This is a genomic window from Pseudomonas spartinae (assembly GCF_965197125.1).
GTDB classification, from domain to species: Bacteria; Pseudomonadota; Gammaproteobacteria; order Pseudomonadales; family Pseudomonadaceae; genus Aquipseudomonas; species Aquipseudomonas composti_A.
Genome location: NZ_CBDAMB010000007.1, coordinates 270,006 through 289,543, shown reverse-complemented (window position 1 = coordinate 289,543; position 19,538 = coordinate 270,006). Strand labels below are relative to the sequence as shown.

At 64.1% G+C, this 19,538-nt stretch carries 20 protein-coding genes; 9 read left to right on the top strand and 11 right to left on the bottom strand.

Features of this window, described 5'->3' with window-relative positions:
• Nucleotides 1-251 precede the first annotated feature (251 nt).
• Nucleotides 252-686 carry a DUF4124 domain-containing protein gene (locus ACN8M7_RS17140; RefSeq protein ID WP_490261553.1) on the top strand — a complete coding sequence of 145 codons (435 nt, stop codon included), beginning with the start codon at nucleotides 252-254 and terminating at the stop codon, nucleotides 684-686.
• An 18-nt stretch (nucleotides 687-704) separates the two neighbouring features.
• On the opposite strand, the gene ACN8M7_RS17135 is transcribed toward ACN8M7_RS17140, so the two are convergent.
• The 3 genes from ACN8M7_RS17135 to mrcB all read right to left on the bottom strand — a co-directional run bounded on the left by ACN8M7_RS17135 (nucleotide 705) and on the right by mrcB (nucleotide 4,100).
• Entirely contained in the window at nucleotides 705-1,034 is a 330-nt protein-coding gene (locus ACN8M7_RS17135) for a YqcC family protein (protein ID WP_490261552.1), read from the bottom strand.
• Nucleotides 1,034-1,714, bottom strand: a complete 681-nt coding sequence (locus ACN8M7_RS17130; RefSeq protein ID WP_490261562.1) for a tetratricopeptide repeat protein — start codon at nucleotides 1,712-1,714, stop codon at nucleotides 1,034-1,036. Before ACN8M7_RS17130 ends, ACN8M7_RS17135 begins: the two co-directional genes overlap by 1 nt.
• Before the next feature lie 67 nt (nucleotides 1,715-1,781).
• The gene (gene mrcB, locus ACN8M7_RS17125) at nucleotides 1,782-4,100 is read right to left on the bottom strand and encodes a penicillin-binding protein 1B (RefSeq protein WP_490261551.1); all 2,319 of its coding nucleotides are present in this window, start codon (nucleotides 4,098-4,100) and stop codon (nucleotides 1,782-1,784) included.
• A 115-nt stretch (nucleotides 4,101-4,215) separates the two neighbouring features.
• Here mrcB and ACN8M7_RS17120 point away from each other — a divergent pair, with 115 nt between their 5' ends.
• The 4 genes from ACN8M7_RS17120 to ACN8M7_RS17105 all read left to right on the top strand — a co-directional run bounded on the left by ACN8M7_RS17120 (nucleotide 4,216) and on the right by ACN8M7_RS17105 (nucleotide 7,496).
• On the top strand, nucleotides 4,216-5,778 hold the full coding sequence (locus tag ACN8M7_RS17120) for a bifunctional aminoglycoside phosphotransferase/ATP-binding protein (protein ID WP_490261550.1): 1,563 nt from the start codon (nucleotides 4,216-4,218) through the stop codon (nucleotides 5,776-5,778).
• 97 nt (nucleotides 5,779-5,875) lie between these two features.
• Nucleotides 5,876-6,220, top strand: coding sequence for a pentapeptide repeat-containing protein (locus ACN8M7_RS17115; RefSeq protein WP_490261549.1), 345 nt, complete (start codon nucleotides 5,876-5,878; stop codon nucleotides 6,218-6,220).
• A gap of 100 nt (nucleotides 6,221-6,320) precedes the next feature.
• Nucleotides 6,321-6,593 (top strand): TfoX/Sxy family protein, encoded by a 273-nt coding sequence (locus tag ACN8M7_RS17110; RefSeq protein ID WP_061241033.1) that lies wholly within the window; start codon nucleotides 6,321-6,323, stop codon nucleotides 6,591-6,593.
• A 105-nt stretch (nucleotides 6,594-6,698) separates the two neighbouring features.
• Nucleotides 6,699-7,496 (top strand): cyclic nucleotide-binding domain-containing protein, encoded by a 798-nt coding sequence (locus tag ACN8M7_RS17105; RefSeq protein WP_061241032.1) that lies wholly within the window; start codon nucleotides 6,699-6,701, stop codon nucleotides 7,494-7,496.
• A 315-nt stretch (nucleotides 7,497-7,811) separates the two neighbouring features.
• On the opposite strand, the gene ACN8M7_RS17100 is transcribed toward ACN8M7_RS17105, so the two are convergent.
• The 6 genes from ACN8M7_RS17100 to ACN8M7_RS17075 form a co-directional block, all read right to left on the bottom strand.
• On the bottom strand, nucleotides 7,812-8,219 hold the full coding sequence (locus ACN8M7_RS17100; RefSeq protein WP_490261548.1) for a nuclear transport factor 2 family protein: 408 nt from the start codon (nucleotides 8,217-8,219) through the stop codon (nucleotides 7,812-7,814).
• Nucleotides 8,220-8,281: 62 nt separating this feature from the next.
• Entirely contained in the window at nucleotides 8,282-9,166 is an 885-nt protein-coding gene (locus ACN8M7_RS17095; protein WP_490261547.1) for a ChaN family lipoprotein, read from the bottom strand.
• A gap of 15 nt (nucleotides 9,167-9,181) precedes the next feature.
• Nucleotides 9,182-9,949, bottom strand: a complete 768-nt coding sequence (locus tag ACN8M7_RS17090) for a heme ABC transporter ATP-binding protein (protein ID WP_490261546.1) — start codon at nucleotides 9,947-9,949, stop codon at nucleotides 9,182-9,184.
• Complete coding sequence (locus ACN8M7_RS17085; protein WP_197432209.1) at nucleotides 9,949-10,935, bottom strand: FecCD family ABC transporter permease; 987 nt, start codon at nucleotides 10,933-10,935, stop codon at nucleotides 9,949-9,951. Before ACN8M7_RS17085 ends, ACN8M7_RS17090 begins: the two co-directional genes overlap by 1 nt.
• Before the next feature lie 50 nt (nucleotides 10,936-10,985).
• On the bottom strand, nucleotides 10,986-11,885 hold the full coding sequence (locus ACN8M7_RS17080; protein WP_490261545.1) for a heme/hemin ABC transporter substrate-binding protein: 900 nt from the start codon (nucleotides 11,883-11,885) through the stop codon (nucleotides 10,986-10,988).
• A 63-nt stretch (nucleotides 11,886-11,948) separates the two neighbouring features.
• Nucleotides 11,949-13,013: a hemin-degrading factor gene (locus tag ACN8M7_RS17075; RefSeq protein WP_490261544.1), complete on the bottom strand. Its 1,065-nt coding sequence runs from the start codon at nucleotides 13,011-13,013 to the stop codon at nucleotides 11,949-11,951.
• Nucleotides 13,014-13,205: 192 nt separating this feature from the next.
• Here ACN8M7_RS17075 and ACN8M7_RS17070 point away from each other — a divergent pair, with 192 nt between their 5' ends.
• Entirely contained in the window at nucleotides 13,206-15,416 is a 2,211-nt protein-coding gene (locus tag ACN8M7_RS17070; RefSeq protein ID WP_490261543.1) for a TonB-dependent hemoglobin/transferrin/lactoferrin family receptor, read from the top strand.
• Nucleotides 15,417-15,560: 144 nt separating this feature from the next.
• Nucleotides 15,561-15,890, top strand: coding sequence for a Rieske (2Fe-2S) protein (locus ACN8M7_RS17065; RefSeq protein WP_490261542.1), 330 nt, complete (start codon nucleotides 15,561-15,563; stop codon nucleotides 15,888-15,890).
• 112 nt (nucleotides 15,891-16,002) lie between these two features.
• Here the strand turns inward: ACN8M7_RS17065 and sfsA are convergent, their stop codons facing one another.
• Together sfsA and ACN8M7_RS17055 are read right to left on the bottom strand one after the other, a co-directional pair.
• A complete protein-coding gene (gene sfsA / locus ACN8M7_RS17060) occupies nucleotides 16,003-16,710 on the bottom strand; it encodes a DNA/RNA nuclease SfsA (protein ID WP_490261541.1) in 708 nt (235 codons plus the stop codon).
• On the bottom strand, nucleotides 16,700-17,881 hold the full coding sequence (locus ACN8M7_RS17055) for a pyridoxal phosphate-dependent aminotransferase (protein WP_490261540.1): 1,182 nt from the start codon (nucleotides 17,879-17,881) through the stop codon (nucleotides 16,700-16,702). Before ACN8M7_RS17055 ends, sfsA begins: the two co-directional genes overlap by 11 nt.
• 258 nt (nucleotides 17,882-18,139) lie before the next feature.
• Between ACN8M7_RS17055 and dksA the strand changes: the two genes are divergently transcribed.
• Complete coding sequence (gene dksA, locus ACN8M7_RS17050) at nucleotides 18,140-18,586, top strand: RNA polymerase-binding protein DksA (RefSeq protein ID WP_017675309.1); 447 nt, start codon at nucleotides 18,140-18,142, stop codon at nucleotides 18,584-18,586.
• Between the two features lie 50 nt (nucleotides 18,587-18,636).
• Entirely contained in the window at nucleotides 18,637-19,521 is an 885-nt protein-coding gene (gene gluQRS, locus ACN8M7_RS17045) for a tRNA glutamyl-Q(34) synthetase GluQRS (protein WP_490261539.1), read from the top strand.
• Nucleotides 19,522-19,538: the final 17 nt, after the last annotated feature.

The following is a 19,538-nucleotide window of genomic DNA, read 5'->3' as shown; positions in this document are numbered from 1 at the left end:
CTCCCAGCGCGAGGTAACGCGTTGCGGGTGTCACGGTTCGGCGCGGGTAGCGCCTCTTTTCCCCGAGCTGAAGGACGCTTGCGGCGGACTCCACTACGGGGGAAGGCTGGATTGTTCGGGTTCGGCGGGGGCAAGTCAAGAGATGTGCGCCCGATTATTCAACCTACTGCTGTGACGCAGCGCAGGATGAAGATTGCCGGCTTTTGGTTATAGTAACCAACAGCACTGCAGCTCTCGATAAAGGAAACAGCATGCGCCACATGATTCTTACTGGCACGTTGATGCTCGCATTGAGCACGTCCGCCATGGCCAGCCAGGTGTACAAGTGGGTAGATGACAAAGGCGTGACCCACTTCGGCGCACAGCCTCCGCAGGGTCAACAGGCCACGACCATCAATACTGCAACCCCGCCTCCCCGACAGTCACCAAGCGAGCCGGCGCCGAGCGTCGAAGAGCAGCTCGACCCCGAGCAGGCGGCCATCGACAAGAAGGTCAAGGAGGACGTGGCGAAGCAGGAAGCTGAGCGCAAGCAGTATTGCGAGAATGCGCGAACCAACCTGGCTCAGTTGGAGAATAATCCGCGCGTGCGCATCGAGGATGGTGGCGAAGTTCGCCGCCTCGACGAGAACGAGCGCCAGGAACGCATCACCGAACTGAAGAAATCCATCACAGAGAACTGCAAATGACGCGTTACGCGCACGCCATCAGGGCGCGCGCGTAAGCAGGCGGTCGAACTCGCCAAGCAACTCCAGCAGCCGACGCGCAACGCGCGGCTGCTGCTGATAGACCATTTCGGCCATCGCCTGCACACCTGACACCGAAGGCAAGGGCGCGCCGGTTTCCAGCAGAACCTTCATTCGCGGCAAGAAAATCCACTGCAGCCATTGCTCGAACGTCAGCGTATCGACGCAAAAAGGCTCCGGACTCGCCAGGGCATCAGCGCTAGGCGCCTGCGTCTGCCACCAGCCCAGCACCCGCAACTCGCGCTCGATCAGCAGCAGGTGCTCGGCCAGCGCATTCACACGCGCCTCCATCAGAGATTGACCCGAGCGCGCTCACGGGCCTGGGCTGCGCCGGCAGGGTCGCCCTGACGCTCACGCGCCTGAGCGATCAGGCCCCACAGGCTGGCTTGCAATGCCGGGCGACCACTGGCGTAGGTCAGGCCACGACGGGCGAACTGCTCGGCCTGGGCCGCATCGCCCTGAGCCAGACGGACTTCGGCAAGACGGTAAAGCACCTGCGGCTCACGCGGTGCGATGCGCTGGGCACGCTCCAGGCTGGACGCCGCGCCATTGAGATCACCACCACCCTGCTGCTGCTGAGCAGTGGTTAGCAGAGCCAGCACCGGCCCATCCAGTTGTTCGTCAGCAGCCAGGCCACCACCGCTGGGGATGCCGCTGGGCATGCTCGGCGCCGACGAGCCAAAGTCACCCTGACTGGGCGCGGAGGACTCGGTGTTCATCGGCGGGTCGAACGTCAGGCCGCCACTGGAGGTGATCGGCTGCGAATCGGTCTGCAGCGGCGTCGACACGGCGCCTTGCGGCACCATCACCACCACTCCGGAATCTTCCTCGATTTGCTGCGGCGCAGCAGCAGGACCCGGGCCGTTCGACGAGCCAGAGCCGCCCGACGATAGCGGCGTGCCGGCATCGATCACCGGAATCGAACCCTGTGGCACCGTACTGCAACCACTTAGAACCGCTGTTGCCAGCATCGTGGCAAGCCACTTCTTGTTCACATCCAATCCTCTTCAGGTAACACCGAGCCACTCGGCCCGGCCGTCATTCCAACCAGCCCCGCACCCAGTCCATCACCGAGTCTACCGGTGCCTGGATACCGCAAGCGGAGCCGGGGGCAGGTTCGCTGCCGCGAATATAAGGCATCTGTACCGCATTCGGGCAGCCCGAAGCCGAGCCCAGACCGGTCTGGCGATCGATCCAGGCCTGGGTGACATTGTCCGGCATCTGCATATCCAGCGGCAGCGGATCGGCCTTGCGCATGAAACTGGTCCAGACCTGAAGCGCACCGGTCGCACCGGTCAGCGGGGTCGGGCCGTTGTCATCACGCCCCAGCCACACCACCGACAGCAGATCCTGACTGAAGCCCGCGAACCAGCTGTCACGCGAGTCATTGCTGGTGCCGGTCTTGCCTGCCAGGTTCAGCGAGCTGGGCAATTGGCTGTAGACCGAACGCCCGGTGCCTTCACGCATGGTGCGCTGCATGGCGTTCTGCAGCAGGTAGATGGCCCCTGGATCGAAGCGCTGCTGGATCTTGAACGGATAGCGCCCGAGCGGCTCGCCTTCGGCAGTCAGCACACTGCGGATACCGCGCAGTGGGGTGTTGAAGCCACCGTTGGCCAGGGTCTGGTACATCCCCGCCACTTCCATCGGCGTCAGCGCACCGGCACCGAGGAGCATCGACGGATAAGCTGGCCACTTGCGCTCGACACCCAGTCGCTCGAGGGTCTTGAGCACGTTCGGCACGCCGATCTCCAGACCGAGCTTGGCTGTGGACAGGTTGTACGAGTGTGCCAGCCCCTGGTACAGGTAGATGGTGCCGTGAGCCTTGCGGTCGTAGTTCTGCGGCGTCCAGACCTGACCATCCTGGCCCTTGATGGAGAAGGGTTCGTCCTCCAGCCAACTGGTCAGGGTGTACTGACTGGGGCGCTCCAGCGCCGACAGGTAGATCGCCGGCTTGATCAGCGAACCAATCGGCCGCACGGCATCCAGCGCCCGGTTGAAGCCCGCGAAACGCGGCTGGCGGCTACCGATCAGCGCCTGGATTTCTCCGGTTTCGGGATTGGTCACCACCATCCCGGCTTGTACTTCGTCCACGCCCTTGCGACCGGCCAGGCGCTTGAGCGTCTCGCCCAGTGCCTCTTCGGCCTTGAGCTGCAGGATCGGATCGAAGCTGGTGAAGATACGCAGGCCTTCTTCAGTCAGGTCCTGCTCACGGTAGTCCTCGCGCAGCTGACGCTTGACCAGGTCGAGGAATGCCGGGAACGAACTGTCGGCCATGCTGCCGCGCGACGTCACGCCCAACGGCTTCGCCTTCGCAGCTGCGGCCTCCTCGGCGGTGATAGTGCCCTGCTCGGCGAGCAGGTCGAGAACTAGGTTACGCCGGGTCATCGCGCGCTCGGGGTTGCGCCGGGGATTGTAGTAGGTCGGCCCCTTGACCATGCCCACCAGCAGCGCGACCTGCTCCAGTTTCAGCTCGGATACCGGCTGGCTGAAGAAGTACTGGCTGGCGAGACCGAAGCCATGCACTGCACGCTGCCCATCCTGGCCGAGGAACACCTCGTTCATGTAGGCCTCGAGGATCTCGCGCTTGTCGTAATGCAGCTCCAGCAGCACCGCCATCATCGCTTCGGTGGCTTTACGCAGCAGAGTACGTTCGTTGGTCAGGTAGAAGTTCTTCACCAACTGCTGGGTCAGGGTGCTGCCACCCTGCACCAGACGGCCTGAGGACGCGTTGATCCACAGCGCACGGGCGATGCCCTTGGGCGATACCCCGAAATGATCGAAGTAGTCACGGTCCTCGACCGCCACCAGCGCGTCGATCAGATAGGCCGGCACCTGATCCAGCTTGATCAGGATGCGATCCTCCTGGTGCGCCGGATAAAGCCCGCCGATCAACATCGGCTCCAGCCGCGCCACCGCCAGGTTGCTACCGTCGGCCTGGCTCAGACCGGCCACATAGTCGCCGGAGAAGCGCACCCGTACTTTCCGCGCAGGCTCGGCGCCCTCGTAGAACTGAAAGCCGCGACTGTTAAGTTCGATGTTGTTACCCGCGACCGATACCGCGCCTGGCCCATTGACCGTGCTTTCACGGCGATAGCCCAGGGCGTCGAGTTCGCGCAGGAAGTCGGTTTTGGTCAATTTCTGGCCAACGAAGAGCTCAAGCGGCCGGGCGTAGACCTTCGCGGGCACGGTCCAGCGCTTGCCGGAGAACTTCTCCTGCACCACTGCATCGAGGTAAACGGCGAAGCCGGCGAGGATCACCAGGCCAACCAGACCGAGCTTGAAGCCCCAGGCGAGCCAGGGGCGCAGACCGGAGGAGCGGGATTTTTTCTTTGAGCGGGGAGAGCGTTTTCGAGTCATGGCGGGATTATACGCACTTTACAAAGGGGCCAGCAGAGCCGCCCGGATGGTTTGCAGAGCAGCTCACAGCGGCCATAATGCCCAGCTCGAACAGCGTCTAGAACAAGGATCGAACGTGAGCCAAGCCCTGATTGCCGCATTGCAGAACCCGGCCCTGTATCCGCACCCTGTGGATGGGTTTCAGGTCATTGAGACCCACATTTCCTGGGTTTTGCTCACTGGCCCCTACGCTTACAAGATCAAAAAGCCGGTCAACTTCGGTTTTCTCGACTTCACCGAGCTCGACGCTCGTCGTCATTTCTGTGAAGAAGAGCTGCGCCTCAACCAGCGCCTGACCGAGGATTTGTATCTGGAAGTGTTGCCGATCAGCGGTACTGAAGACGCTCCCAGCCTCGACGGCAGCACGCCGGCCATCGAATATGTGCTGAAAATGCGCCAGTTCCCGCAGGAACAGTTGCTCAGCGCCATTCAGGCACGCGGCGAGCTGAACGACGCGCATATCGACGCGCTGGCCGAGCAGATCGCCACCTTCCACCTGAATACGCCGAAGGTGCCGCAGGAACACCCGCTGGGCAGCGCAGAGGCGGTGATGGTCCCGGTTCAGCAGAACTTCGATCAGATTCGCCCGATGCTCAGCGAGCCGGCAGACCTGCTGCAGCTCGACGCACTAGAAGCCTGGGCCCAGTCCAGCTACGAACGCCTGCAACCACTGCTGAACGAACGCAAAACGCAGGGTTTCATCCGTGAATGTCACGGCGATATTCATCTGGGTAACGCGGCCCAGATCGACGGCCGAGTGGTGCTCTTCGACTGCATCGAATTCAACGAACCCTTCCGCTTCACCGACGTCACTGCGGATATCGCCTTTCTGGCCATGGACCTCGAAGACCGCGGACTCAAGTGCCTGGCTCGGCGCCTCATCAACGGCTGGCTGGAGCGCACGGGCGACTATGCAGCCCTGCAACTGCTGAACTTCTACAAGGCCTACCGCGCCATGGTTCGCGGCAAGGTCGCACTGTTCCGCCTTGGCCAGGAACAGGATTCGGTGCAACGCGCCGTCATTCTGCGCCAATACCGTGGCTATGCCGCACTTGCAGAGAGCTACAGCGCTATCCCCTCCCCCTTCCTCGCCATCACCCACGGCGTTTCCGCCGTAGGTAAAAGCCATGTCGCCATGCGTCTGGTAGAAGCGCTGGGCACCATCCGCCTGCGCTCCGACATCGAACGCAAACGCCTGTTCGGCGAGCAGAGTGCCGAGGCCAAGGATCAGTTGGCCGCTGGTATCTATAGCACCGACGCCAGCCAGGCCACCTATCAGCGCCTGCACCAGCTGGCACGCCAGACACTGCAGGCCGGCTTCCCGGTGGTGATCGACGCGACCTACCTCAAGGCCGCGCAACGCCAGGCCGCCAGTGAAGTCGCCGAGGAAACCGGCGTGCCCTTCATCATTCTCGACTGTCACGCCCCCGAGGCAGTTATCGCCAGTTGGCTGGCGCAGCGTCAGAGCGAAGACAAGGACCCGTCCGATGCGACGCTGGAAGTGATCCAGGCCCAACAGGCCAGCCGCGAACCGCTCGACGACGAGGAACTGAGCCACAGCAAACACGTCGACACGCATGACAGCGCGAATCTGGACAGCCTGGTGGAACGCATTCGCCAGCGCCTGCCGGGGATCTGAGCAACGCCGCCCTCTCCAATGGCCAGTGCTCTCAACCTGCCAGGCAAACCCTGGCAGGGCTTCTATACTGCCGGTGAGACCATCACCGGTATTCACCATGAGCCAACCACGTCAGCTTGACCATCCGCTCTACCACCTTCTACACAACGACGATGTGAAGGGCTTCAATGCGCAAAAGCCCAAGGGCAGCGAAGTCGACCTGTCTGGCGGCGACTTTCGTGGACTCGACCTGCGCAACATGGACACCGACGCGGTCAATTTCACCGACGCGTACTTCCGTGGAGCCGACCTGCGTGGCCTGGACTTTCGCAACGCCAAAATAGAAGGCGCCAGCCTGGCCCACGCGCAGATCTCCGGCGCCTACTTCCCTGTCGAACTAACCGCTGACGAGATTCTCATGTCGGTCAATTTCGGCACGCGTCTGCGTTATCGCACCAAGTAGGTCAGTACCAGCCACGGCAAGCTGCACTCAGGCAATTGGCCGCTACACTTTTTGGCAGGCATGCCAACGTGAACCTTCGATTTGCACGCATGGAGGCCCAATGAACGACGAACTGCAACACCTGAAGAACCTCGGCAAGACCTCGGCCCAATGGCTGCACGCCGTAGGCATCCACAGTGCCAACGACCTGCGCCGCTACGGTGCTGTTGGGGCCTATCGCGCGGTCAGGGCGCGTGGCTTTCGTGCCTCCAAGGTGCTGCTTTACGCCATCGAAGGCGCGCTGCTCGACGTGCACTGGAGTGAACTTCCGCCTGCGCACAAGGCAGCACTGAACGGCAAGCTGGACGCGGCCCAAGATCACAACAAGAGCTAGCTCACAACACCAGCGCAAGGTGATTTACTCGAAGGCCCGCGCAGCCTATTGTTTCAGGGACCTTCGTGCGGTCAGCCAGCACAGCCAGTTCAAGGAATTACGGTTATGTATCTACTCGGGGAGCAACCGGCCTACGCCGATCAGTTGATCAATCGCCTGCAGAGTATCCCCACTCAGCTGCTGGAAGGACTGCAACCTGCGGGCGAACCGCTGCGTCTGGAACGCGTCGATGACCTAGCTCAGGTACTGCCTGGCAACCAGTTGTTCATCATCGAGAACGGTCTGCTGCATGCACTGGTCGATGAGCGCCCGTTGTTCTATCTGCAGGAAGGCGACCTGGTCGGCCTGCGTCAGGGCATCGACCTGCCATCCTGCCGCTACAGCAGCGAAGAACCCATCAGCCTGATTCCCTACTCGCGCAGCGAGGTGTTCCAGCACATCTATGCCAGCGAGCAGCGCCAGGAACAGTTCATCCAGTACCTGATCGGCCATACCGCCCTGCTCTCCGATGCACTGGCGCGCCTCAAGCAGCCGGAAATTCGCCCAGCAACCGGCTTCCAGCACTTTGCCGCCGGCGAGGATCTGATTCATCAGGGGGATGAAGCCGACCACGTGTTCATCATCATCGAAGGCCACGCCGAAGCCTACGTCGACGGCCAGAAGGTCGGTGACGTGCAGAAGGACGAAATCTTCGGTGCCATGGCGGTATTCACGCGCGAGAAGCGCAGCGCCACGGTGGTCGCCAGCGAGCCTTGCACGGTCATGGTGATTCCCAAGGAGCAATTTCTCAGCCTGATGCAGAGCAACCCGCGCATCGCTCACAGCCTGATCGAGAGCATGGCCCGGCGCATCGACCTGCTGAACAAGGAAGTCACTCAACTGCGCCTGCCAGGGGAATCCTGACCTTCGGCTCCGTATCGACGAACCCCGGCCCGCTGCCGGGGTTTTGCATTTCTGAGCCAGAGAAAACTTTCTGAGAAAAATTCTCAAAAGGGCGTTGACTATGAAATGAGAATTGTTATTATTATCTCAACTGGTCGCGAGATCAGCCGATAAGCTAAAGAGACCATTCAGTCGGACTCTTCAGATTATCTCCTCATCAGGCTAATCACGGTTATTGACCCGGCTCTTGCCGGGTCTTTTTTTGCCCGTCGTTTTTCAGTTCACCCAGCGGCAAGAACAGCTCGCCGGATTGACGACAGAGCCGCTCGGCGCCTATCAGTCGTCGACCTGAGCCAGCCAGTCCGGCAGGTTGAAATGCAGGCTGATGCGCGTGATCAGCCCATTGCCGATTTCGAAGAACGCCCCCACGCGCATCTCGTAGTGCTGTCCACAGGCCTCAGGCAGGCCGTCGTCAGTTGCCAGGTATTCGCCGCAAACGCGGTACTCGCAGGCGGCGTGCCGCCCCTCTGGCTCGGCCAGAATGACCAGAGAATCGACCGTCTCGCGATAGCAATGCAGCTGCCGCTCCAGAAAAGCGGCGAAGGCGTCGCGCCCATGCTCGGCAAAGCCCTGGTTGGGCTCCAGAATCAGATCGTCACTGACCAGCGCCAGGCAGGCGCGAATATCGCGATCATTGAGGGCATTGAAATAACCTTGCAGCAGGTCGCGAACGTCAGTGGACATAGGGGCAGGCTCCGGGGCGGCAAAGCGCCGAGGATACCTTGCGATCTGCGGGCGAAAGGCGGCTAGTGTCGCAGTTTGGCGCAGTGATCCTGCTCCGGCTGCGCGGCGGTGAACCACACGTAGTCAGCCATGGACGCGTCCACTTCACGGCCGACCTCGGCCAATATCAGCACCACGCTGCCCGTCTGCGCCCCCAGATCGTCCAGATGCAGCGGAACGCCGAGGTCCTTGCGCACATGGAAGGCACCAGCCAGCAGCAGGCTTGGCTGCGGTGCAGCCAGCAGCGCTTCGGCCATGCGTCGGTCACGCTGTTGCTGCACGGCGAGCATCGCCGGCAACTGACTGTCCGGCAGCAGGCCGCAGTGCGACTCGCGGATATCGACCAGCAAGCGCTCCTGCACCTTGGCCGCGCTGGAGCGCTCGCCCTGCAGGAGCGGGCGCTGGCGATAGATCTGCATGATTTCGGCGCGATCCAGATTGGCCGCGAGCAGGGGATAAGGCTGACGCAGCTGATGCAGCACCAGCGGTCCGTAGAGCGACCAATCCCACCCTGGCTGCCAGGCCAGCACCTGGAAAGGATCAGCAACGGCTTGCCCCGCGCGCGCGGCTGCCTGGGCCTGCTCGACCCCGCCCTGCTGATCGGGATTGAGCATTTCCATCAGTACACTGCCCTGCGGGCGCTGCCGGGACAGCTCACGCGACAGCCACAGCTGCAGCGCATGGTGATCAGGGTTGTCGTGCTGCTCACCGACCAGCACTCGCTGAGCCGGCGCCAGGCGATCGAGCAGTCGCTCCGGGCTGATGCTCTGCCCGCTGGCCAGATCGACGATACGGCCGAGATCGACATGCTCCCGACCCAGCGGGGCGAGCGGCGCCGGAGGCGGCAACGCATCTCGACTCTGGCAGGCGGCCAGCAGCATCAGACAGCTCAGCAGAACGGCTCGCATCGAGGTCTCCAACATTCAGCGTGCAATGATCAGCGGATGGCCGCGCTCGGGATGAGTCTGCACCAACACTTCCAGACCGAACACGGCTTTCAGGGGTTCGGCGCGCAGCACCTCGGCAGGTGTGCCCAGCGCATGCGCCCTACCCTGCTCCAGCAGCAGCAGGCGATCACAATAGCGTGCAGCCAGATTGAGGTCGTGGAGAATCACCAGCACGGCCGCACCGGACTCGGCCAGACGGCAAACCGCCTGCAGGCAGGTGTGCTGGTGCAGCGGGTCGAGCATCGAGGTCGGCTCATCGAGCAGCAGGATCTGCTCATCACCGCCCGGCCACAGCTGCGCCAACACCCGCGCCAGGTGCACGCGCTGACGTTCTCCACCGGACAACGCCAGGTAGCTGCGCCCAGCCAGGTGCGCAGCATCGGCCGCGAGCAGAGCCTCCTGCACGATCTGCGCATCGCGCACACGGCCGCTGTCGTGAGGCAGGCGGCCCATGGCGACCACCTCCTCGACGCGGAAGGCGAAATTCAGACTCGAACTTTGCGGCAGCACGGCCAGGCGTCGGGCGCGCTCCGGCCCCGACCAGTCATCGAGCGCCCGCTGATCGAGCGTCACCTGCCCGGCGCTGGCCGGCAGCTCGCCGGTCAGCGCCGCCAGCAGGGTGCTCTTGCCCGCGCCGTTCGGCCCCAGCACGCCGAGCACCTCACCGGGACGCAGTTGCAGATCGATGCCACTGAGCACCACGCAGTGCCCGCGACGGACTTCCAGCCGTTCGACCCGCAGCATCAGCTTCGCCCCCGCACCAGCAGATAAAGAAAGAAAGGCGCGCCGATCAGCGCAGTGACGATACCGATTGGCAACTCGGCAGGCGCCAATGCCAGGCGCGCGACCAGATCGGCCAGCAGCAGCAGGCTGGCACCGGCCAGTGCCGATGCAGGCAGCAGCAGGCGATGATCGGGACCGACCAGCAAGCGCATCAGATGTGGAACCACCAGGCCGATGAAACCGATCAGGCCAGCAGCAGCTACCGCAGCGCCGACGCCCAGCGCGGTGCAGAACACCAGCTCGCGCTTGAGGCGCTCGACGTCGAAACCGAGGTGGCGCGCCTCCGATTCGCCCAGCAGCAGCGCATTCAATGCACGCGCCCGTCGCGGCAACCACAGCGCCACGGCCAGCGTGGCCAGCAACAACGGCCAAAGCCGCGCATAGCTGGCACCGTTGAGGCTACCCAGGTTCCAGAACGTCAGGGTGCGCAGGGTCGCATCGTCGGCCAGGTAGGTGAACAGGCCGATGGCCGCGCCGGCGAGTGCGGTCAGGGCGATGCCGGCCAGCAACATGGTCGCCACATGGGTCTGCCCGTCACGCCGGCCCAGGCGGTAGACCAGCGCCGTCACCAGCAGACCACCGACGAAGGCACAGGCCGACAGCAGATAGGGCGCGAACGCTTCGGGCAAACCGCCGAACGCGGAGCCGCCAACGATGGCCAGCGCAGCACCCAGTGCGGCGCCGCTGGAAACACCGACCAGGCCCGGGTCAGCCAAAGGATTGCGAAACAGCCCCTGCATCGCCACGCCGCAGAGCGCCAGCACCATGCCCACGGCGAGCCCGAGTAACGTGCGCGGCATGCGGATCTGCGAGAGGATCAGTTCCGCCTGTTGTACCGCCGCATCTGCCGCAAGAGGCAAGCCCAGCAGGCGCAGTGCGGCACGCAGGGTATCGCCCAGCGGCAGGCTGACCGGCCCGAGCGCCAGCGAGAGCCACAACACGAGCACGAGCAACAGACCCAGCGTGATGAACAACGGGCGCGTCGAAAAAGGTGAGGTCATGGCTCGCGCTTGGCTTCGGCAGTCAGGGGTTGGCTGGCAGGATAAAAGCCTGCGGAGAGCATCGCCAGCCCATCCGGCACACGCGGCCCAAGACCGCCAACCAGCAAGGTCGGGTCGAGCGTCAGCAAGCGCCCCTCACGTGCCGCCCGGGTGCCGGCCAGCGCCGGGTTCTGCTGCAGCAAGGCCTGCCTCGCGGCATCGCCCTCCAGAGCGCGGTCGGCAACCACCACGACCTGCGGATCGAGCGCCAGCAGCGATTCGCTGGACAGCGCCTTGTAACCATCATGACTGGCCAGATTACGCCCGCCGGCGCGACGGATCAGCCAGTCCGCCGCCGTATCGACGCCGCCCACCAGCGGGCTGCCGCCGGCATGCCCGAGCAGCAACAACACACCGGGCGCCTCCTGGCTGTGCTGGGCCTGCTCGACCCACTGCTGCTGAATCTGCAAGCGTGCCCGGTAGTCGGCGAAGACACGCTGCGCTGCCGCCTCATCACCGAGCAGGTGGCCTAGACGCTGCAAATTGGCCTGCAGGCTGTCCAGTTCGGCTCGTGCAGTCAGGCGCTCGATACGCACACCGGCCGCCGCCAGTTGCTCGAGCACCGGCGGCGGGCCCATTTCCTCGCTGCCGAGTAGCAGGTCCGGACGCAGGGCAAGAATGCCCTCGGCGGCCAACTGGCGCTGATAGCCGACGCTGGGCAGCTTGGTCAGCGAGGCAGGATGGCGACTGGTGGTATCGACTCCCACCAGCTTGCTCTCGCCGCCCAGCAGCACCACCCACTCGCTCAGCGCACCACCGGAACTCACCCAGCGCTGTGGCAATGGCTCGGCAGCCAGGACCAGATTGGGAAACAGCAGGACGGCCGCCAGGCCACCCAGAATATTCGCAAGACGCATGGCCTCGACTCCTCGAACGTGACATCGACCGGCCATCCGTCATGGATAGCCGGCACCCTCGGATCAGGCCAGAACCGGCAGCGACTCGGCCAACTCACGCCAGTCATCGCGCTCGGCCATACCGGGCTTGCGCGCACCGAACAACTGGACCACCAGTTCGCCGTCGGCACCGAAGGCCTCCAGGCTGGTGATCACACCGTCGATGCTGGGTTTGCGCACGCGCCACAGCTCGACCACACCACGGGTCTGCAGGTGCAGGTTGAAGTCGGGATCGAGCACGTTGAACCAGCTGTCCATCCAGCGCAGGTTGTTCACCGGACCGGTGTGGATCTGGATGCAGTGGCGGTTGCCGACGAACACCATGATCGGCACTTCACGCGTGGCGGCCTGCTCCATCAGCACCGTCAGCTCGGAGATCGCCAACGGCTGCGCCCATTGCTCGCCCGCCAGGCGCAGCGCCTGGGTACGCGCGACCTGATGCTTCTTGAGCAGGGCGAAGAAATGATGGGTGTCCTGTAGCGCCGACCAGCCCTCACGCAGCGCCTGACTGTCGATCTCGGCGTCAGCCTTGCGCGCCGGTGCGGCCGGCGCTGGCAGTAGCTGCAACTCGGCACTCTGCTCGCCGGCAAAGCGCTCGACCAGCGGCTGCCAGGCGCCCAGCTCGCTGCGCTCGGTGAGGTAGACCTTGTGTACGGCAACGCCCTGCTGGTCGAACACCTGAATGCTGCGCTGGGTGCCCTTGGCGGTCTGCTCGGCAACCGCGAACACGCTGGCCCAGCCACCAAGAAACAGGCGCAGGTCGATATCGGCGGAAACCACCAGGCCCATCTGCCCGGAAGCGGAGACACTGACCTCGCGGTACACCCCTTTGCGCTCATGGACGCAATGCTCGTTGCGCGTCAGCACCATCACCTGGCCGAGACCGCCGAGCGCCGGCAACAGCTCGGCCCAGTCCGAGCGCAGGCGCTGCGCATCGATGCCCAGGCGGCTGGCAGTCAGCTCAGCTTCGCTGACAGCCAGTTGCGCTGCCGCCTCGCGGGCACGCAGACGCGGCTGCGCATGACGCAGCGCTTGCCATGCCTGGTAAAGATCGGCCGCCGGTGCGGCGGCAATGTTTGCGGTACTCATCGGGATATTCCTCTCTCACGGGTGCTTACCACCACCGCCGGCGACACGAACGCGTACCGACAGACAGTGCAACTTGAGAGAACGATAATCTACCTGAGAATTATTTGCATCAAGTAGATAATCTGGTTAACGTCTTGCGCCGTCGCCAACCAGGCAGTCGCAGAACTGCCAAGCATGCACTGGAGTATCACCATGCTCGTTCGCCCGCCCTACGCTCGCCGTCCCTGGCTCGCGCTGCTGTTGCTGTGCCCTTCCCTGGCCCTGGCTGATGCGCCAGCCGAGCTCCCCGCAGTCGAAATCACTGCTCCGGCAGCCACGCAACCGCTGCCGACCACGACCCGGACCGACGCCCAGACGCTGGAGCGTCGCCAGATCCGCAGCTTCGATGATCTGTCGCGACGCGCCGAACCCGGGGTGAACTTCAACCGCAGCAACAACAGCATCAATATCCGCGGCCTGGATCGCGACCGCGTGCTGACCACCATCGATGGCATTCGCATGCCCTGGCTGAACGACGCCGTACGCGAGGTGAATGGCGGCCTGGACAGCATCGACTTCAACAGCCTGTCCGCCATCGACGTGGTGCGCGGCGCCAACTCCAGCCAGGTCGGCTCCGGCGCCCTTGGCGGCGCCCTGCAACTGCGCACGCTGAACCCTGATGATCTGCTGGGCGACAAGGACGCATTCGCCGGCCTGCTCAAGAACGACTACGACAGCGCTGACCGCAGCTGGGGCCTCAATGCCGCGCTGGCCGGCCGCTTCAACGACACCGCCTGGTTGCTCCAGGCCGGTGGACGCAAGGGTCACGAGCTCGACAACCAGGGCAACCAGAATCTGCTGGGCACGCGGCGCACCGAAGCCAACCCCAGCGATACCGATCAGCACAGCCTGTTGTTCAAGGTTCAGCAGAAACTCGCCGATGGTCATCGCATCGGCGTGACCGCCGAACTGTTCGAACGCACCGAGGACATGGACAGCCGCATCAACCAGGGCACCGCCAACTACCCTCGGCACTACGACACCCGCGAGAACAACGAGCGCAAGCGCCTGTCCTTCGATCACCAGTACCGCGCCGATAACGCCGGCAGCCTGCTCGACTGGGCCGACACCATCGTCTACTGGCAGAAGCTCCATCGCGAGGACGAGGTGGATGCGACCCGCGCCGGGACGTTGGCGGGCCCCTTCGGCCGCAACAACGAGATCGAGAAAACCCAGTACGGCATCAACAGCAGCCTGGGCAAACAGCTCGGGCAGCACAATCTGACCCTGGGCGCCGAGTGGAGCCGCATCGAGGCCGAGCAGTACAGCGGCGGCTACGATGCCTGCCCCAGCGTGCTGGTGCCACCTTTCCCGCCGCGCCCGGACAGCACGCCTGCCGGCATCTACTTCGCCTGCGTCAACCTGCACACCAATCAGGCCGAGATGCCGAAAACGCCGGGCACCTTGTATGGCATCTACCTGAAGGACGACATCGCCCTTAGCGACACGCTGACCCTGACGCCAGGCGTGCGTTACGACCATTACCAATACAAGCCCAAGAGCGGCACCAGCGGCTACGTACTGGCCGGTGACAGCGTGATGCTCAGCGAGAACAAGGACTCCAATTGGGCCGGCAGCCTGCTGCTGACCTGGCAGGCGCATGAGCTGGCCACTCTCTATGCGCAGTGGGCGCAGGGCTTCAAGGCACCGGACGTCAACGAGCTGTACAGCACCTTCACCAACTCCGGCATGGGTTACGCGCGGGTGGGCAATCCCAACCTCAAGCCCGAAAAGAGCACCGGCTACGAAGTTGGCGCGCGCCTGGGTGACAGCCGCCTGGGGGGTTCCGTCAGCCTGTTCGATAACCGCTACAAGAACTTCATCGACAGCATCACTGCCAATGAAGCGGACTACGGTTTCCAGGCTGGGGAGTTCCCGACCTTCTTCGAGGTGATGGAGAACCGCGACAAGGTGCGCATCTATGGTGCTGAGGGCACCGCGCACTGGCAGTTCGCCCCCTCCTGGCAAGCCTGGAGCTCGGTCGCCTGGGCCGTGGGCAAGGACCGTGAAACCAAACAGCACTTGAACTCTGTCGCCCCGCTGACCGGCACCCTCGGCCTCAGCTATACCCAGCAGCACCATGGCGCGGACCTGATGCTGAGCGCCGCGCGCCGCCGCGACAAGGTCGAGAACGACAGCGACTTCAAGGCACCCGGCTACGGCGTGGTCGACCTCACTGCTTACTGGCAACCGGCAGCGCTGGATGGCGTCCGGCTGCAGGCGGGGCTGTTCAACCTGTTCGACAAGAAGTATTGGAATGCCCTCAACGTGCCCAGCGCGGGCGGCCGCGCCAGCCCGCAACCCGTCGACTACTACAGTGAGCCAGGTCGCTCGTTGCGCGTGTCTGCCTCCTGGCAGTTCTGAGTTCCAATTGGCGCATGGATGCGCCCTCCTCCCTCTTGCGGGATAATCCGCCCGTCTTGCGGCGCCATGCGCCACCTTCTTCCGCCGGAGGAAGGTCATCCGAGGTCGCAGCTACGCGACCGTTTACGCTAACGGGAAACCGCGATGATTCGCTTGTGTGCCCCACAGGATCTGGCCGAAGGTCAGAGCCGGGGCTTTGTGATCGATCAGTTGAACCTGCTTGCGGTACGCAGGGACGGTCAGGTGCACGCCTATATCAACCGCTGCCCACATCGCGGTATTGCCCTGGAGTGGCGACCAGACGATTTTCTCGATGACAGCGGCAGCCTGATCCGCTGCGCGACCCACGGCGCGCTGTTTCTGATCGAGAGCGGCGAATGCGTGGCAGGCCCCTGCGAGGGGCAGGCGCTGCAGGCACTGGAATGTAGGGAAGACACGCACGGGATTTGGATCGAAGGCGCTGCCGCCAGGTAGCCCGGATGCAATCCGGGGATGGGCGAGAACTGGATTCCCGGATTGCATCCGGGCTACGTCAACATGGCGCCCAGCGCACTACCGAAACAGAAGCCGGTGTGCGCAGCACACCCTACGTCAGTACCTCAAGGCGGCGAACCAGAGCGATCCCTTCGGGGCTGAGCTCGGCGCCATAGGCCAGCACCTCCACACCCGCGGCCTTGGCATCGCGCAGGCCTGCTGCGTAGGCCGGGTCGATTTCCTCGGCGGCGCGCACGGCGCGGATGCCAGAAAGGTTCACGCAGTACAGTTGCACCGTGCGTACCCCGGCACGGGCCAACGCCGCCAACTCGCGCAGATGCTTGGCGCCGCGCTGAGTCACCGCATCGGGAAAGGCCGCCACGTCGCTATCAGCGAACCCCAGCGTCACGCTCTTGACCTCCACGAAGGCCGGCCCGTCCGGGTAATCCAGGCGAAAGTCGGCGCGACTGTTCTCCACGCCGTAGGGCACTTCGCGCTTGAGCGCGGTGAAGCCGGCCAGCTCAGCGATCAGTCCGGCACGCAAAGCCTCTTCCACCAGGGCATTGGCCCGCGCGGTGTTGATGCAGGCCAGCCGCCCTTGTGGCGTCTCGCTGATTTCCCAGCTGCCCGGCAGCTTGCGCTTGGGATCGTTGCTGCGGCTGAACCAGACGCGGCACCCTTCGCTCATGCAATTGAGCATCGAGCCGGTGTTGGCGCAGTGGATGGTCATCTGCTCGCCCTGGGCGGTCTCGATATCGGCGAGAAAACGCTTGTAGCGGCGCAACAGGCGCCCCTGCTCCAGCGGCGGATCAAAGCGCATCGGGCTGCCAGCTCTTCAGGCCACGGGCGATGCGCTCGACCGCCTGTTCCAGGCGCTCGACGTTCTGCGTGTAGGCAAAGCGCACATGGTGCCCGGCCTGGTAACGGCCGAAATCCAGGCCCGGCGTGAATGCCACGTGCTCGGTTTCGATGAAGTGGCGGCAGAAAGCGAAGGCGTCGCCGCCAAAGGCGCTGATGTCTGCATATAGATAGAAGGCACCTTCCGGCTCCACCGCGATACCGAAGCCCAGTTCACGCAATGCCGGCAGCAGATAATCGCGGCGGCGCTGGAATTCATGACGGCGCTCTTCGAGGATCGCCAGCGTGGCCGGCTCGAAGCAGGCCAGCGCAGCATGCTGGGCCATGCTCGGCGCGCTGATATAGAGGTTCTGCGCCAGCTTCTCCAGCTCCGGCACGGCCGCTTCGGGTGCGACCAGCCAGCCCAGGCGCCAGCCGGTCATGCCGAAATATTTGGAGAAACTATTGAGCACGAAGGCGTCGTCATCCACCTCCAGCACGCTCGGCGCATCGCAGCCGTAGGTCAGGCCGTGGTAGATCTCGTCCACCACCAGATGGCCGCCGCGTTGCTTGAGGCAGGTCGACAGCGCGGCCAGCTCATCCTTGTGTAGCAGCGTGCCGGTCGGGTTGGCCGGCGAGGCAACCAGAGCGCCGACACTGCCAGAATCCCAGTGCCGCTCCAGCAACTGCGGGGTGAGCTGGTAACGCACCTCCGGGCCGACCGGCACCAGTTGCGCGGCGCCTTCGACCAGGCGCAGAAAGTGGCGATTGCACGGATAGCCCGGGTCGGCCAGCAGCCAGTGCTTGCCCGGATCGACCAGCAGGCTGGCGGCCAGCAACAGGGCGCCGGAGCCGCCCGGCGTGACCAGGATGCGCTGCGGATCGATGCTCAGGCGATAACGCTCGGCGTAGAAGCCGGCGATGGCTTCGCGCAGCTGCGGCAGGCCGCGGGCCGCGGTGTAACGGGTATGCCCGGCGGCCAATGCGGCCTGGCCGGCGCGGATGATCGGCTCGGCAGTGGTGAAGTCCGGCTCGCCGATCTCCAGGTGGATCACATCGTGGCCGGCGGCCTGCAGCTCGTTGGCACGCGCCAGCAAGGCCATCACGTGGAAGGGTTCGATGGCGCGACTGCGCGCACTGTAGAGCTGAGCCATGGGTCTGCCTTCGGGGTTGCGAGGCGCGGATTCTAGCAGGGCAGCTCGAGGCCACGGCAAGGGCGCCAAAGCAGCGCTACGCTTGCTAGCCAGTCCCTTGCAGATTTCGTTCACACCCCGAACCAGGCAGAGACAACCGGGAGTAGCGCGCCCCGATTCGATCTGGTAAGTTCGCCCGCTTGCAGTCGCAGGGCCGGACAAACGCCTGGCAATGGAATAACCTGCGCGGTGGATTAGAAAGAGTGAGAGGCGTCATCCATGCCCACAAAAGAAAAAGCCAAAAGCACCAGCCAGCTGATTCGTGGTTTCGAACCCTATCAAGAGAAGAAGGGCGAGGAATACATGAGCGAGCCGATGCGCGCTCACTTCACCAGCATCCTCAATAAGTGGAAGCTGGAGCTGATGCAGGAAGTCGACCGTACCGTGCACCACATGCAGGACGAAGCGGCCAACTTCCCCGATCCGGCCGACCGTGCCAGCCAGGAAGAAGAGTTCAGCCTGGAGCTGCGTGCCCGTGACCGCGAGCGCAAGCTGATCAAGAAGATCGACGAGACCCTGCAGCTGATCGAAGACAACGATTACGGCTGGTGCGACTCCTGTGGCGTCGAGATCGGCATCCGCCGCCTCGAAGCCCGCCCGACCGCCACGCTGTGCATCGACTGCAAGACGCTGGCGGAAATCAAGGAAAAGCAGATCGGTTCCTGATCTGACGACGGGGCGCTTAGGCGCCCCGCTCTGTTTCTGGCCCTCGCTCCATGAACACTGCCTATATCGGGCGCTTCGCCCCCACGCCCAGCGGCTATCTGCACTTCGGTTCGCTGGTCGCAGCTCTCGCCTCCTACCTCGATGCCCGCGCCGTTGGCGGCCGCTGGCTGCTGCGCATGGAGGACCTCGACCCGCCACGGGAAGTACCTGGCGCCCAGGACGCTATCCTGCGCACGCTGGAGACCTACGGCTTCGAGTGGGACGGCGCACTGGTGCGCCAGAGCGAGCGTCACGCCGAATACGCCGCGGTGATCGCCCGGCTGTTTAGCCAGGGCCTGGCCTACGCCTGTATCTGTTCACGCAAGCAGCTCGAAGGCTACGCCGGCATCTATCCGGGGTTTTGCCGCAATGCCTGCCACCCTGACCACGACGCGGCCATCCGCCTGCGCGTGCCGGAGCTGGACTATCACTTCATCGACCGGGTGCAGGGCGAGTTTCGCCAGCACCTTGGCCGTGAAGTCGGTGACTTCGTGATTCGCCGGCGCGACGGGCTGTTCGCCTATCAGCTCGCCGTGGTGCTGGACGATGCCTGGCAGGGTGTTACCGATGTGGTGCGCGGCGCCGACCTGCTCGACTCCACGCCGCGCCAGCTCTATCTGCAGGAGCTGCTCGGGCTGTCGCAACCGCGTTACCTGCACGTACCGCTGATCATCCAGCCCGATGGCCACAAGCTGGGCAAGAGTTATCGCTCGCCGCCGCTGCCTGCGGACCAGGCCAGCCCATTGCTGCTACGCGCCCTGCGTGCGCTGGGCCAGCGCCCCACGGCCGAACTGCAGGGCGCCAGCCCCCACGAGCTGCTGACCTGGGGCGTCGCCCACTGGGACGCCACGCGCATCCCACGCAGCCGCACCCTGGCCGAAGCACAATTGAAGTAACCGCAGCCCGGATGCGA

Excerpts from the sequence above, each read along its gene's own strand:
- gluQRS (WP_490261539.1), top strand. The coding sequence starts at position 18,637 with ATGAACACTGCCTATATCGGGCGCTTCGCCCCCACGCCCAGCGGCTAT.
- ACN8M7_RS17075 (WP_490261544.1), bottom strand. The coding sequence starts at position 13,013 with ATGAGTACCGCAAACATTGCCGCCGCACCGGCGGCCGATCTTTACCAG.
- ACN8M7_RS17055 (WP_490261540.1), bottom strand. The coding sequence starts at position 17,881 with ATGGCTCAGCTCTACAGTGCGCGCAGTCGCGCCATCGAACCCTTCCAC.
- ACN8M7_RS17095 (WP_490261547.1), bottom strand. The coding sequence starts at position 9,166 with ATGCGAGCCGTTCTGCTGAGCTGTCTGATGCTGCTGGCCGCCTGCCAG.
- ACN8M7_RS17140 (WP_490261553.1), top strand. The coding sequence starts at position 252 with ATGCGCCACATGATTCTTACTGGCACGTTGATGCTCGCATTGAGCACG.
- ACN8M7_RS17135 (WP_490261552.1), bottom strand. The coding sequence starts at position 1,034 with ATGGAGGCGCGTGTGAATGCGCTGGCCGAGCACCTGCTGCTGATCGAG.
- ACN8M7_RS17115 (WP_490261549.1), top strand. The coding sequence starts at position 5,876 with ATGAGCCAACCACGTCAGCTTGACCATCCGCTCTACCACCTTCTACAC.
- ACN8M7_RS17130 (WP_490261562.1), bottom strand. The coding sequence starts at position 1,714 with ATGCTGGCAACAGCGGTTCTAAGTGGTTGCAGTACGGTGCCACAGGGT.
- mrcB (WP_490261551.1), bottom strand. The coding sequence starts at position 4,100 with ATGACTCGAAAACGCTCTCCCCGCTCAAAGAAAAAATCCCGCTCCTCC.
- dksA (WP_017675309.1), top strand. The coding sequence starts at position 18,140 with ATGCCCACAAAAGAAAAAGCCAAAAGCACCAGCCAGCTGATTCGTGGT.
- ACN8M7_RS17065 (WP_490261542.1), top strand. The coding sequence starts at position 15,561 with ATGATTCGCTTGTGTGCCCCACAGGATCTGGCCGAAGGTCAGAGCCGG.
- ACN8M7_RS17100 (WP_490261548.1), bottom strand. The coding sequence starts at position 8,219 with ATGTCCACTGACGTTCGCGACCTGCTGCAAGGTTATTTCAATGCCCTC.
- sfsA (WP_490261541.1), bottom strand. The coding sequence starts at position 16,710 with ATGCGCTTTGATCCGCCGCTGGAGCAGGGGCGCCTGTTGCGCCGCTAC.
- ACN8M7_RS17080 (WP_490261545.1), bottom strand. The coding sequence starts at position 11,885 with ATGCGTCTTGCGAATATTCTGGGTGGCCTGGCGGCCGTCCTGCTGTTT.
- ACN8M7_RS17070 (WP_490261543.1), top strand. The coding sequence starts at position 13,206 with ATGCTCGTTCGCCCGCCCTACGCTCGCCGTCCCTGGCTCGCGCTGCTG.
- ACN8M7_RS17110 (WP_061241033.1), top strand. The coding sequence starts at position 6,321 with ATGAACGACGAACTGCAACACCTGAAGAACCTCGGCAAGACCTCGGCC.
- ACN8M7_RS17105 (WP_061241032.1), top strand. The coding sequence starts at position 6,699 with ATGTATCTACTCGGGGAGCAACCGGCCTACGCCGATCAGTTGATCAAT.
- ACN8M7_RS17090 (WP_490261546.1), bottom strand. The coding sequence starts at position 9,949 with ATGCTGCGGGTCGAACGGCTGGAAGTCCGTCGCGGGCACTGCGTGGTG.